The following is a 13,190-nucleotide window of genomic DNA, read 5'->3' as shown; positions in this document are numbered from 1 at the left end:
GTCCTTTAAGCGCTTGCGCTCTTCTTCTGCAGGATCACCGACGCTTCGTTATAGGCACGCTGGAAGGCGTCGCTTTCGAGCCAGGTCAATGCCGTGTCTTCGTCTTCGCCGTGGAAGATCGCGCGATAGACGATCAGCAGGCCCATGATGAAATCGGTCGCAGCCTCTTCCGGCTCCTCGGCGACCACCAGCTGCAGCACCGGGTATTGCAGGAACACCAGGCACATGGCGAGCAGGCTGATGTCCTCGGCGTCTCTCATGGCCTGGAACAGATCGCTGAAATATGCCGGGTCGAAGCCGTTCTCCTTGATGTCCTCCAAGTCGAAGGCGTCCGGGTCGAAATCGAAGTCCTCGAACGGATCGTTGACCAGCAGATCGGTCAGAAGCGAATGGATGTCATGGGCTTTCGATTTGGCCATGCGATTCTGCTTGGCCTTGGCTTTGGCCCGTCGGGCACGCTTCTTCTGTTTGTCTGGGGAGGCCATGGAGGCGGATTCCTTCTTGGCTGGGTTCTATCGTCGAATTTGGCGACTCAGAGCCCCCGAACCAGATCGGGGCTCGGACACAACGCACATTTTCACTTCTGGCCGTTCTCTGCCGGTCGTGACTGGCAGAACACGAAGGGACAAGGAGCGCCGGCAATGGCGTAGCCTACCTGGGATCGCGGCATGGGTGGCGAACCAGACAAGAGCGAATGCATGAAGCTACTCAAGTACGCACGACTCCGGCCTGGCTCCGAACCCGTTCTTCGGCGTCTGTTCGCTGGCGCTCATCGCCCCGCAGGCAACCCGCTTGCCTGCCTGGCGAGGGTCCGTTCCACGAATGCCACGATCGCTTCGTTCATCTGCCCCAGGCCAGGCTCTTCCAGCGGATAGTGCCCGGCGTTGTCCAGCATCCGGGTCGTCACCTCGACGCGGCCGAGGCGCTGCAGGAAGGGTTGGCTGAGGGCGAGTGGGGTCCAGCGGTCGGCCGCCGGCTGTGTCAGCAGGACCGGGCACACGTCGAAGGCCTCCGGCTCGATGGCCGGTACATAGCCCATGTAGGCGCTGAGGAAGCGCAAGCTGGCCCAGTTGCCGGCCGAGGTGGGGTCCTTCAGGCAGGCCTTCAGCGCGGCGCGGTCGTTGACCAGCGTGTGCATCTTGCTGGCCAGCCACATCGGCATCTTCAGCCCGGCCAGTGGCGTGCGCGCCAAGGCGTGGATCATCGGAACGCCCAGTCGGCCCATCAGCGGGGTGAGCGCGGTCTGTTCGCGCACCCGCGGGACGCGCTGGTCGAGGAAGGTCATGCCGATGATGCCGGACACGTGCCCGTTCAGCGCGGCGGCGTGGTAGGTGAGCATGCCGCCCGCGCTCAGCCCGTAGAGAAAGATCGGCCGGGGATCACGGGAGCGCTCATGGTCGATGAAGGCGCTGGCGAGCTCCACCCAGGTGTCGTAGCGGACTTTCGCGCCGGCGGCGACCTTCGTTTCGCCGTAGCCGGGCATGTCGATGGCCACGGTTTCCAGCCCCTGCCGGAACAACGGCAAGCCGGCGATGGTGGACATCTGCCGGCCGTTGGTGCCGACGCCGTGGAAGAGGATGACCCTGGCCGCAGCCGCAGGATTGGCATAGCGGTCCAGATGCACCTGGTGGCCGCGCCAGGGCCAGTATTCTTCCTGCGGCGCGTTCGTGCTGTCGATGCGGTACTCGGGCGGCAGGAAGGCCTGGATCGCCTGCCATTGGGTCTGTTCTGCGTAGCTCATCGACGTCCTCGCACTGGACAAGAGAGGGTGGGTAAACCTATAAAGATGACATTTGTCACTTTCAAGAACATAACATATGTCTGATTTTTCGGATGTGCAAGCGCCGTTGCCGTCACCCAAGGGTAAGAGGACGGGCCGGCTGCCCCAGCAGGAGCGTTCGCAGACGCGCATCGCCAAGGTGCTGGAGGCGGCGGAGCGGTTGCTGGGGGAGGTCGGGCCCGATGCGGCGTCGATCCCTGAAATCTCCAAGCTGTCGGGGGTACCGCGGGCGAGCATCTACCAGTTCTTTCCCGACAAGTACGTGCTCTTCGCCCACCTGGCGCGGCTGCAGATGGAGCGCATCGGTGCGCTGATAGTCGACCTGCAGCCGCTGGCGGACGAGGGCTGGAAAGGCGCGATCCGCCGCATCGTCCGCGGCGTGGCCGAGTACTACAACACCCACCCGGCAGCCGCGGCGTTGCTGATGCGCGGCAACTTCACCCCCACCGACCGCAAGGCCCACGAGGAAAAGGACGCGATGATCGGCAACCTCCTGCGTGGCTACCTGCAGGCCCAGGGCGTGCTCGCCGGCCTGCCGCAGCAGCCGGACGCGGCGACGCTGTCGGTGGAGATCGCCTTCGCCTGCATGAAATACGGCTATCTGGCCCAAGGGCACATCAGCGAGGCGATCTGCGACGAGGCCGCCGCCGCCGCGATCGTCTATCTGTCGCGCTGGGAGTAGCGACAGCGGCGGGAGAGTGATGTCGCAGTGTCCCGTCCTCTCGATGACGGAAAACGACCATCGAGCCCGGCGGCGTGCTCGGGCGGGGGCACGGCCACAAGGACAGGCCGGGCACTGTCTACATCCTGCAGGGAATCATCACCGACCATCGCAACGGCGTCGCCACGGACTACGGGCCGGGCGTGGGCTGGCCCGAGGACAGGAACACCACGTACTGGCTGGAGAACACCAACTGCCGCGCGCCGGCGAGAGCGGCCAGCCCCGCCATTGCAGCGGGCGCTGGCCGGCAGGGGTTCAACGCCGGACCTTCGGCTTCGGCCGGCCCTGCACGCACTTGAAGCGCGGGTTGGACTTGCAGATCACGTACAGCCGGCCGCGCCGTTTCACCACCTGGCAATCGCGGTGGCGCAGCTTGGCCTTCTTCAGCGAGGCGAGGACTTTCATCACGCCCCCTTGTTGCCGACGAACCCGGCAAAGCGCTTGTTGAAGCCGGCCACGCGGCCCTCGGCCTTGGTCTTGCGCTGTTCGCCGGTGTAGACCGGGTGCGAGGCGCTGGACACGTCCAGGGTCATGTAGGGGTAGGTGTTGCCGTCGACGTAGGTGTGGGTCTTGTCCGTCTGCGCGGTGGAGCGGATCAGGTAGAACACGTCGGCGGCCGTGTCGTGGAACAGCACGGGGCGGTACTCGGGGTGGATGCCTGGTTTCATGGTGCCTCCTGTATGCAATGTAATAATATTACATTTAGTCGAGAAGGATTCGCAATACCGCATGTCCGGTGGCTCAAGGTCGGGCCTTTCAGAGAGGAGGAGAGCTGCGGCACGGACGCGCCCGCCCTTGTTGCATGCGTCTCCAACGATCAACGCGCGGGTGCGTTTGAATGCACCCGTGCTTGCCGCCGTCCAGCGTTCACAAAATGGAACGCTGAAGGCCATTTGGCGCGACTACCGGCAACATCGTTGCGGAATTACCGTGACTGTCGTCGGCTACGTCGAGAGCGCTGGAGGCCTCGCCCCCAGGCCGTTTCAGCTTCGACACCGGGACCGGCACGCGTCGTTCCCGGTCCGCATTCCCTTCGTATTTGCCGGCAGCCAAGTCAGGCGGCACGGGGTCGGCTTGTCCGCGATCCGTGAATTGGGCCCAGGCCTGTGCGCCCGTCCTGGCGGCACCTTTCCGATTTCAAGAACAAGAGTACGGAGTCACGCTCATGAACCCGCAAAACACCTCCCACGTCATCGAAGTCCCCGTCCTGATCGTCGGTGGCGGTCCCTCCGGCCTGACGGCTTCGCTGTTGCTGTCGCGCTATGGCATCCGCAACCTGCTGGTCAACAAGTACCGCTGGACCGCCAACAGCCCACGTGCGCACATCACCAACCAGCGCACCATGGAGGTGTTCCGCGACGCGGGCGTCGAGGCGCAGGTGGTGGTGGCCGCCAGCCCCCACGAACTGATGGCCAACAACGTCTGGGCCACCAGTTTCAGTGGCCAGGAACTGGGCCGCCTGCTCACCTGGGGCAACGCCATCGAGCGCAAGTCCGACTACGAGCTGGCCAGCCCCTCGGCCATGTGCAACATCCCCCAGCACCTGATGGAGCCGATCCTCGCCAACGAGGCCCTGCGCGCGGGCAGCGAGATGCGCTTCAACAACGAACTGCTGGACTTCACCCAGGACGGGGAGGGCGTCACCGCACGCATCCTCGACCGTGGCACCGGGCGTGAATTCACCGTGCGCGCCCAGTACATGATCGGCGCCGACGGCGCCCGCAGCCGGGTGATGGAACTGCTCGGCATTCCCCTGGAAGGCGAGATGGGCCTGGGCTGCGCGGTGAACGTCTGGCTGCGCGCCGACCTGCGCCGCTACTGCGAGAGCCGCCCGGGCGTGCTCTACTGGATGGTCCAGCCGGGCAACGACTACTGGGTCGGCAGCGGCACCTTCATCTGCGTCCGCCCGTGGAACGAATGGGTGATGCTGTTCATGTACGACCCCGCCCAGGGCGAGCCGGACCTCGGCGAGGCCGCGGTGATCGAGCGGGCGCGGCGGGTGATCGGCGATGCCGACATCCCGGTGGAGATCCTGGCCACCAGCAAGTGGCAGATCAACCACGTGGTCGCCCAGCGCTATGCCGAGGGCCGGGTGTTCTGCTGCGGCGACGCCGTGCACCGCCACCCGCCGGCCAATGGCCTGGGCACCAACACCTCGGTGCAGGACGCCTACAACCTGGCCTGGAAGCTGGCCCTGGTGCTCAAGGGCCAGGCCGGCCCCGGGCTGCTGGACAGCTACTGCGCCGAGCGCCAGCCCGTCGGCCGCCAGGTGGTGGACCGGGCCATGGAAAGCGTGCGCAACATGCTGCCGATCTCCAACGCCCTGGGCTTCAAGCCGGGCCAGAGCGAGGCCGAGGGCTGGAACAGCCTGCACGAACTGAGCGCCGACAGCCCGCTGGGCCGCGAACGCCGCGCCACCCTGGAAAAGGCCATCCAGCTGCAGCATTACCAGTTCAGCTGCCACGGCGTGGAACTGGGGCAGCGCTATAGCAGTGGCGCGGTGCTCGCCGACGGCAGCGAAGAACCGGCCTACACCCGCGACCGAGAACTCTACTACCACCCCACCACCTGGCCCGGCGCCCACCTGCCGCACGCCTGGCTGCACGACACCGCCGGGCGCAAGCTCTCCACCCTCGACCTCTGCGGCCAGGGCCGCCTGACCCTGCTCACCGGCCACGGCGGCGATGCCTGGTGCCGGGCTGCCGAGATGCTGGGGCGTGAGTTGGGTATTGACCTGGTGGTGCGCCATATCGGTCTGGGCCTCGATTACGAAGACAGCTATGGCGACTGGGCGCGGCTGCGGGAGATCGATGAGGCCGGATGCCTGCTGGTGCGGCCGGATCAGCATGTGGCTTGGCGTTCGCAAGGTGTGCCGGCTGATGCTGAGGCGGTGTTGTTGGGGGCGGTCAAGGCGGTGTTGGCGCGGGGGTGAGGTTTCTTTCCTCATTCTGTGGGATAGCGGTCCAGGGAGGGGCCGCAGTGGTTAGTTGGCGAGTTGCTTGGTTTTTATTCGAGGGCAGAAAAGTAGATCTCTCTATTTCCCAGACTGTTTTTGACCGATAACTGCTTTTGGCGAGGGGGTGCTTCCGACCCAAGACAGCCTCGTACGGCAGGCAGCTATTGGCCAAAAGCGGTCATTCACATAAGACAGCTTTCGATCCGATACGCCTCTAGAGGTTATCCTAAGGGGACCGGCTTCGCCGGTCCCTGCGAGCGAAGAGAGAAATTTTTAGTTACGGAGTGAAGTTTACTTTTATTCATCGTGCGATAGCTCATAGACGTTTCGCGCAAGCGCAGCAATTGCCTGCGTGGCTTTTGTTCTTCGCGTATACTTCTGGTGTTTTTGGATAGAGAAAGAAGATAAAACTTTTTCAGACCAACTATTCAACTCTGACTCAAGCTCCTCGGGAAAAGGTTCGTGAGCGAGTTTGTTGCGAAGTCTATTCAACTGCCTTGCATATTCCATGGCCTTAGATAACTGCTCACCGACCTCTGCAAGCGCTCTGACTTTAGCTGAAAAAGACAAGTTATTAATCTGGGAATCTGTAAGTGAGGTACGCTGGCTTAGCCCTGAAGCAAGAAAAACTTCAAGAAGCAGATGACCTTTCAGCAAGACTAGTTCTGTATCTCGGTGTTGGTCAAGATTTGCCCAAACTGCCCAGTCTAGAAATGGTGGAGGAAACATAGTCTGAGTTTTTGCTCCAAGAAGTCTGACGAATAGGTTAAGGCGACTGCTTGCGGTCGTTCCGAGCGAGCGGGGCGAATGGTTTTGAACCATTTACCATACTAGATAGTATTATTCGCCATTCGGGCCGTGTAACTCTCCCTGTCCGGGGGCATCTCTCAGAGTAATTGAGTCGAGCGTTAAAAGTTCGAAAAAAAGCGAAAAATTCTGCCGCGAGGTTACGAAGTCGTTGGTAGTCTGTCTATGGCCAGAATATAGACTGGACGCTTCCGTTCGAGAATGTTTGTTGTTGGACTATTTTTTGTCAGTTCCCACCGGCAGCTTAGGGGGGGACTATCGCTGGCCGAGGGCAGCCATCGGCCAAGGGCGGGGTGCAACTGTCCACTGGGCGCTTGGCCATCATTGAGTGCTACGATGTCGCCGCGGGCTCATACCACGACCTCCAGTTGGAGGGCAAAGGGGCCGGAGCCAAGGACTTAATCTGTTTTTCAGAGCGAGAAGCAAGCTCAGGCATTAGCGAGGGACAGCAGGGAATGCCATTAATACGATCAGCTGGATCAACAAAATCGAATCAAGTCGGCAAGCTCGCTTTCGATGGGGGCTCGGATGACGCCTGAGACAATCGCACGACTGCTAGCCTCCATGAACGCTGGCCGCCTTCTAGTGGTCTGTGGTGCCGGGCTGTCGATGGCGCCGCCTAGTAACCTGCCATCGGCCTGGACGGTCGCCGAGCGGTGCTTTGACAAATACTGTCTTGAATCTGATCCGAACTGTGACCTCACGCTTCGGAACAATCTGGAGGCACTTGCCGAACACTTCGCGGGACTCAATATCCTTCAATCGGTCTTCATTGAACATCTCGTGCCATGGCCCGCTTTTGTACGGCCTTCGAACACGGGGCATGCCGCGATCGCGGATTTTCTCATCACCCGTGCCGCCGTTGCTGGCATATCTAGCAACTACGATACCCTCATCGAACGATGTGCATGGGACTATGGCGCGGACTTCCGTGGTTCGCTCGACGGAGACGAAGCCACCGCTGACATCGTTCGCCAGGCACCTTTGCTGAAATTCCATGGTTGTTCTCACCGCGATCGGTCAGCCACGGTCTGGGCGCCTTCGCAGCTCACTGATCCGACCATCTCGGCCCGTATTGCGCGAAGCAAAGTCTGGATGGCTGCCAACCTTCGGCAGAAAGATCTGCTCGTCGTGGGCTTCTGGTCCGACTGGGAATACCTCAATGCTGTGATCGGTGAAGCGCTGATCGACGTTCAACCGCTGTCCTTGACTGTTATCGACCTTTCGCCAACAAACACGCTCGAGCAGAAGGCCCCCCAACTCTGGGAGATCGCCCACGCACAAAACGTGACGTTCGAACATGTCCAAGAGTCCGGCGCCTTAGCACTCGACGAACTTCGTCGCACATTCTCATCGAATTACCTTCGACAGGTACTGAACGCCGGGCGCGGAGCCTTCGAGCACGCCACAGGAGTCCAGTGCGACCCAGCGTGGCTAAACGTCGAGAGTTTCGATAGCGAGGCTCTGTATGGTTTGAGAAGAGATGCTGAAGGCGTCTCGGCAGCGGAGCCGGCCAAGCTCCTGCGCCCAGCAAATCCGGAAGCTCTCGGCTTCTTCCACTTACTGCTACGTCAGGCAGGGGCCGTTCAACGCGCCGATGGTTACGAGCTGAGCGGCAGGAGCATCCGCGTTATCAACGGAGCGCAATCCATTCTCGCCACGCTACGCAGGAAGTTTGTCGAGCCACCAGCCGCAACGCAAACTGACATCGTTGTTGCAGTTGGCGCGACCGATCTGGGCGTGCCGGACAATGTTGTGCGCAGCGGGCGCGCCGGCGACGTGATTCGTCCTAACCCTGTGGGCGAATGGTACGACCTCCCTAGGGCAAGAGCGGAGTTGGGCATTTAAATGGACATAACCACACAAGCTGAAATCTTCCTTCGCGACGCATGGTACGAAACCTGGATGTGGACTGGCTCGGCCGGCCCAGTGATCTGTTTCGAAAGTGCGGCGTTGATGGGATTCGTCCACATCTTCGACACCTCAGATGCATTGCTTTGCACTTGGTGTGCAAGTCAGCAACTGGCACTCGCTCGTTACGCCGCTTCGTTGCGCACCGCGGGAGCGAAAGCATGGAATGTCTATTCGGTCTTTCTGACTCCGGATCAAGATGCGCGCCGAGCGCGGGAGATCGAGCGGATCGAAGAGGATTTCTCTCTGACTCGAAAGATTGCCAGGGCCTCGGTCGTGACAACGGATGACGTTGAGAAAGCGCTGCTACCGCTGCTGTCCTTGCGCTCCAAGCCGCTGCTCGGCGTCTCTAACTTCGAAACTAGATTGCGTACCAGGCTGAAGGATATCCCTCCTGAGGCCGTTACCGCGTTCATTAGTAACGAGACAACGCCGGCGGAGGTTGCTCGCATCTTGGGAGCGGAATCATGAGGCTCGACTTCGTCGAAGTATGCGGCTTTCGTGGATTCAGGGAACTCGTCCGGATTAACTTCGGGCGGGGCTTCACTGTCATCACGGGCCGGAATGGTGTTGGCAAAAGCACGTTATGCGATGCAGTTGAGTTTGCGATCACCGGCTCCATCGACAAATATGCCGTTGAGAAGGCGGCGAAGGAAAGCCTCAGCGATTATTTATGGTGGCGTGGCGAAGGTATTTCGAAGGCCCACTATGTAACGGTCTCGTTCGTCGACGACGATGGCAAGCCGTTCACCATAACTCGCACCCGCGAGTCAGGTGCTGATCATTCAGCAGATGAAATTCAGGCCGCGCTTTGCAGCGGGCCTGTGCCAGACAACGCACTCTCGCAGCTCACTCGAACCTCAATCATCCGTGACGAATGGATCGCCGCGCTCAGCGTAGATCTCACCGAAACGGAGCGATTCGATCTTGTCCGCTCGGCACTCGGTGCTCTAGAAGGCTCGGAGGCAGGTAGTAGAGCCAAAGAAGTTGTGGCAGCTACCGAGGTCACGCATTCTGAAAATGAGGCCGCCTATGAAGCTGCCCGTTCGCGGCTGGCGGACAGACTAACGCAACTGTCTGAAACGCAAACGGCACTTAGCCGCTCAGGCGACATGTCCTCCGCTCTCCAAATAATCGGCACAGCTGTACCGGATGCGGCGCCTGAGCTGATGGCACGACTGACTGCGGGACGAAATGCACTCGCGAACGGGCGAGCCCGATTGGGACGAATGGGCGAAGCGCTTCAACTCGGTCTCGAGGTTGCGTTGGCGCAGGCGGCTTACGAAACTCCAAGAGCTGTTGCTGATCGGGAGGCCGCTTCAAGGGCACACGAAGCAGCGCAACGTGAGTATCAGGCTGCGCAGCAAGCGGTCTCGGAAGCTGAACAACGCCTCGAGCGCGAAGAAGATATTGACGCAATTGCGGCGTCACTGAGCCTTCTGGTCGAGCACGGCGAGCGCCTCGGCTTGCACGAAGATCATTGCCCATTATGCGCAGCATATCGGACTCCGAACGAGTTTTCCGCCGGAGTGACCGCAGCGCGGCACCGGATCACATCACTGGCGTCAGGCGTTCAGGCCGCTCGCGATGTTCTCACTACTGCAAAAGAGAATGCGCATCTACACGGCGTTACGCTCCAAGCCGCTGCAGCCGTGCTTGAAGCTCATTCAGACGAGTTGCGCCGACTGCGCAGACAGGAAGAGGCACATGTCTCGTTCTACGAGGAGTGGCATCTCGATTTTCGCTTCATCAATGATCCTAACGGGCTGGAGCAGGCCATTTCTTCAGAACGCGACTCGCTGATCGACCTTGAGCGCGCGTTGATAGTGCTGGAAGCCTCGCAGGCGGTATCGCAGATGTCGTCAATCGAAAGCAACATCTCGGTGCTGCGAGCTGAAGTAGAGAGGCTGGCGCAGGCGGTCAGTCGGTCGCAAACTGCCGTTACAGCGGCTCGCGAGATCGAACGCTCGGTTAAGCGTGTGAGTGCCGAAATAATCGATGAGCGTCTCGCTCAGATTAGCCCGCTTCTCAACGAACTGTACCAGCGCCTGAGACCACACGCGGACTGGCGCACAATCGATTACAGCGTTCGCGGCGACGTGCGTCGATTCTTGAGTCTTAAAGTCGGAAACGGCCTAAACCCGCAATTTGTCTTTAGCAGTGGTCAGCGTCGTGCCGCCGGCCTCGCTTTCCTTCTTTCCGTCCACCTCGCAAGAGCATGGACACCACTCAAGTCTTTGCTGCTCGACGACCCCGTTCAGCACATCGATGATTTTAGGGCCCTTCACCTGGTGGAAGTGCTCTCCGCTCTGCGCTCGGATGGGCGTCAGATCATTTGCGCCGTTGAGGACTCAGCGCTCGCCGATCTCCTGTGCCGACGCTTGGTGAGTACAGCGACTGAGGGCGGTCGGCGTCTTGACATAGACCTTGGTCCGCTCGGCGCAACGAGCGTGGTCACAGACCAGGAAATCCACCCGATGCCGGTTGGTGTCCTGCGCGGCGTCGCCACAGCATGACGGGCGAGAGCGCGCTAATCGAGACTGCGGCGCCGCAGAAGCGTCGAGCGCACGGCCCTTGGAGCGATTTGGCGCTGCATACCATCGGCTGGCGCGCGTTTCAGGATCTATGTTCACAGGTATGTGAGGTCGTACTCGGCGGCCCCGTGGAAATCTTCCGCGAAGCTCAAGACGGCGGTCAGGACGCGGTTTTCCTCATTCCTGCAGGAGACGACGCTCCATCGATTGGCACGGTCCAGTGCAAACATACTTCTGATGCCATAAAGGCGTTGAAGCTTAGCGACCTCAATGCCGAGATAACTCATGTCGAAGAACTAGTCAAAGCCGGCCAGGCGGACACCTATGTCTTCATGACGAACATGAGCGTGGACGCGCCCGTCGCAGCTGCAATGCGTGCCAGACTTCGAGTGCTTGGCGTGCGTAAGCCGCACATTCTTGGTCGTCAGTACATCGTCCGTGTTATCAGGAGCAGTGCGCGCCTGCGTGCCTTGGTCCCGCAAGTCTACGGCCTAGGGGACCTAACCTCGATTGTGGATCTGCGGCTCAGCGAGCAGAGCCGGGCGCTGCTTGACAGCTGGATCCCAAAACTTCGCACTTATGTGCCTACCCAGGCCCATCGCGCGGCGGTCAATGCAATCTCTGAGCATGGCGTAGTGCTGCTGCTCGGTAATCCTTCAAGCGGCAAATCGGCGATTGGCGCCATCGTTTCGACCATCGCATCGGAGAATCCAGACAACACCGTACTTGCTCTGACTAGCCCACGCGACTTCGAGGCCGGTTGGAATCCCAATGATCCGGGACGCTTCTTCTGGATCGACGATGCATTCGGCTCGAATGTGCTACGCGGCGACTATGTGCAGGATTGGGCCTCGGCTTTCTCCAAACTGCGGGCAGCGATTAAGCATGGCAATCGATTCCTCCTAACCTCCCGTAAGCACATCTATGAAGCGGCGCGGCGTCGGCTCGGACAGCGCAACCTTAGCCAGTTTGCAGATGGCAGTGCTGTGGTGGATGTCGGCGAGCTGACGTCCGAAGAGAAGGCGCAGATTTTATATAACCATGTAAATTTCGGCGAACAGAGCCAGAGCTGGAAGTCGAGCGTTAAGCCGCATCTGCCGGCAGTCGCCGCAGTTCGCGATTTCCTTCCTGGAATTGCCGAACGTCTCGGCGATCCAAACTTCACCAAAGGACTAATGCCTCGTGAAAGCTCTCTCGTCCGCTTTATGGAGGAGCCGACAGAGCATCTGATCGATACTGTCAACGCCCTGGATGATCAACTACAGGCTGCGCTCATCCTCGTATATGTCCATCAGGCGGGCTTCGATCCCAGCGATCATGACGCTGCGGCTGCACAAGCGGTCGTGGAGTTGACAGGGTACTCCCTCTCTAAGATCCAGGATTGTTTCGCTGAGTTGAAGGGCTCATTCCTCAAGCTTTCCGGATCAAAATGGACATTCGCCCATCCAACGATCTCTGATGCCCTAACGGAGATTCTGCGCCAGAAGCCCCATATGATGGCAGCTCTCATACGAGGAGCGACTATTGACACCATTCTTAGCAGCTTCACGTGTGAAGGCTCGCCGCTCATTCGAGATGCGCTTGTCATCCCGACGACGCTCGACGATGCACTGGTCGCACGACTTGGTCGCACCCCCGACGAATGGCATCGCAATTGGATGCTGTTCCACTTCCTCTCTTATTGTTCGAGTGATGCCGTGTTCAAGAAAGCCGTCGAGCAATATCCAGATCTACTTCGAAGGTCTTGCTGGCAATCCGATCTCGCCAGCAACGATCCCCAGATCGCCATCTGCGCACGTGCTCATCACCTCGGCATCTTGCCTGACTATCTGCGATCGGATGTGGCCGGCAAGCTAGAGTCTGCCGTGCTCGATGGCCTCGACGTCTCCTTCTTTGAGGAAGCACAAATGTTAGCGGTCATACCGCCGCTAAAACTTATCGGTATGGGCTTAGCGCTGCGGACAACTGTACTGCCGTCGCTCGAAGATCGGATTGACGAGATCGCCGCTGACGCCGACTTAGACGAAGAGCCTGACAGCCACTTTAAGAAGCTTCTCGGCGTGGTCGATCGCATTGAGCTGATTGGTGTCGACTCGGACGCCTCGGCGTTGATCGACGACGTACGCAATCACGTGAAGCGCTCAATCGAGGCTCTTGAAGAGCGCAAGCGCGAGCATGATGAAGGCTCCGAAGATGGCGCGGATTGGACGCATATCGTGACGCAAAAGAAGGAGGACGCTCCGTCTCCTACTCCAGTGGTCACAAATCGCTCGGTGTTCGACGATGTCGACAGATAATCTTCGAATCATCGAGCAATTGTGCTCCGACGCGTCGAAACCATCCTTGATCGATAGCACAGAGGCAGGGCGTCTTCTACCGAAAGTCACCGGTCGCAACAGGCTGAGATCGGCCAGAAGGGGACATGAGAGTAGAGAAAAATGGTCAGAGTGATTTAAATCAAATCACTCCGCCCCCTTTCTT

Annotated in this window: 11 protein-coding genes and 1 pseudogene; 7 read left to right on the top strand and 5 right to left on the bottom strand. The window is 60.0% G+C overall.

The features are described 5' to 3' along the window. Nucleotides 1–5 precede the first annotated feature (5 nt). Together M8R19_RS04970 and M8R19_RS04965 are read right to left on the bottom strand one after the other, a co-directional pair. Nucleotides 6–485: a hypothetical protein gene (locus M8R19_RS04970; protein WP_249917199.1), complete on the bottom strand. Its 480-nt coding sequence runs from the start codon at nt 483–485 to the stop codon at nt 6–8. Between the two features lie 284 nt (nt 486–769). Next, nucleotides 770–1,741 carry an alpha/beta hydrolase gene (locus tag M8R19_RS04965; RefSeq protein ID WP_249917198.1) on the bottom strand — a complete coding sequence of 324 codons (972 nt, stop codon included), beginning with the start codon at nt 1,739–1,741 and terminating at the stop codon, nt 770–772. A gap of 76 nt (nt 1,742–1,817) precedes the next feature. Between M8R19_RS04965 and M8R19_RS04960 the strand changes: the two genes are divergently transcribed. Next, on the top strand, nt 1,818–2,462 hold the full coding sequence (locus tag M8R19_RS04960) for a TetR/AcrR family transcriptional regulator (RefSeq protein ID WP_249917197.1): 645 nt from the start codon (nt 1,818–1,820) through the stop codon (nt 2,460–2,462). Nucleotides 2,463–2,509: 47 nt separating this feature from the next. Further along, nucleotides 2,510–2,800 (top strand): annotated as a pseudogene (locus M8R19_RS33390) (hypothetical protein); the annotation flags it as partial. Here the strand turns inward: M8R19_RS33390 and ykgO are convergent. Together ykgO and M8R19_RS04945 are read right to left on the bottom strand one after the other, a co-directional pair. Next, nucleotides 2,757–2,906 (bottom strand): type B 50S ribosomal protein L36, encoded by a 150-nt coding sequence (ykgO, locus tag M8R19_RS04950; RefSeq protein WP_009619020.1) that lies wholly within the window; start codon nt 2,904–2,906, stop codon nt 2,757–2,759. The pseudogene M8R19_RS33390 and the gene ykgO overlap by 44 nt on opposite strands. Continuing rightward, nucleotides 2,906–3,169, bottom strand: coding sequence for a type B 50S ribosomal protein L31 (locus tag M8R19_RS04945; RefSeq protein WP_009619021.1), 264 nt, complete (start codon nt 3,167–3,169; stop codon nt 2,906–2,908). The genes ykgO and M8R19_RS04945 overlap by 1 nt, the downstream gene beginning before the upstream one ends. 497 nt (nt 3,170–3,666) lie before the next feature. Here M8R19_RS04945 and M8R19_RS04940 point away from each other — a divergent pair, with 497 nt between their 5' ends. Then, complete coding sequence (locus M8R19_RS04940; protein ID WP_249917196.1) at nt 3,667–5,433, top strand: FAD-dependent monooxygenase; 1,767 nt, start codon at nt 3,667–3,669, stop codon at nt 5,431–5,433. A gap of 321 nt (nt 5,434–5,754) precedes the next feature. On the opposite strand, the gene M8R19_RS04935 is transcribed toward M8R19_RS04940, so the two are convergent. After that, nucleotides 5,755–6,114, bottom strand: coding sequence for a hypothetical protein (locus M8R19_RS04935; RefSeq protein WP_249917195.1), 360 nt, complete (start codon nt 6,112–6,114; stop codon nt 5,755–5,757). 714 nt (nt 6,115–6,828) lie between these two features. Here M8R19_RS04935 and M8R19_RS04930 point away from each other — a divergent pair. From M8R19_RS04930 to M8R19_RS04915, 4 genes are read left to right on the top strand one after another with little or no spacing between them, the layout of a single operon-like run. Next, nucleotides 6,829–8,112: an SIR2 family protein gene (locus tag M8R19_RS04930; RefSeq protein ID WP_249917194.1), complete on the top strand. Its 1,284-nt coding sequence runs from the start codon at nt 6,829–6,831 to the stop codon at nt 8,110–8,112. Further along, nucleotides 8,113–8,646, top strand: coding sequence for a hypothetical protein (locus M8R19_RS04925; protein ID WP_249917193.1), 534 nt, complete (start codon nt 8,113–8,115; stop codon nt 8,644–8,646). Continuing rightward, entirely contained in the window at nt 8,643–10,691 is a 2,049-nt protein-coding gene (locus tag M8R19_RS04920; RefSeq protein ID WP_249917192.1) for an AAA family ATPase, read from the top strand. Before M8R19_RS04925 ends, M8R19_RS04920 begins: the two co-directional genes overlap by 4 nt. Then, nucleotides 10,688–13,006, top strand: a complete 2,319-nt coding sequence (locus M8R19_RS04915) for an nSTAND3 domain-containing NTPase (protein WP_249917191.1) — start codon at nt 10,688–10,690, stop codon at nt 13,004–13,006. Before M8R19_RS04920 ends, M8R19_RS04915 begins: the two co-directional genes overlap by 4 nt. Nucleotides 13,007–13,190: the final 184 nt, after the last annotated feature.

The sequence above is a fragment of the Pseudomonas sp. R3.Fl genome (genome assembly GCF_023516765.1).
Taxonomy (GTDB): Bacteria; Pseudomonadota; Gammaproteobacteria; order Pseudomonadales; family Pseudomonadaceae; genus Pseudomonas; species Pseudomonas citronellolis.
The sequence above is the reverse complement of the archived record's forward strand: the minus strand, read 5'-3'. Positions and strand labels throughout refer to the sequence as shown.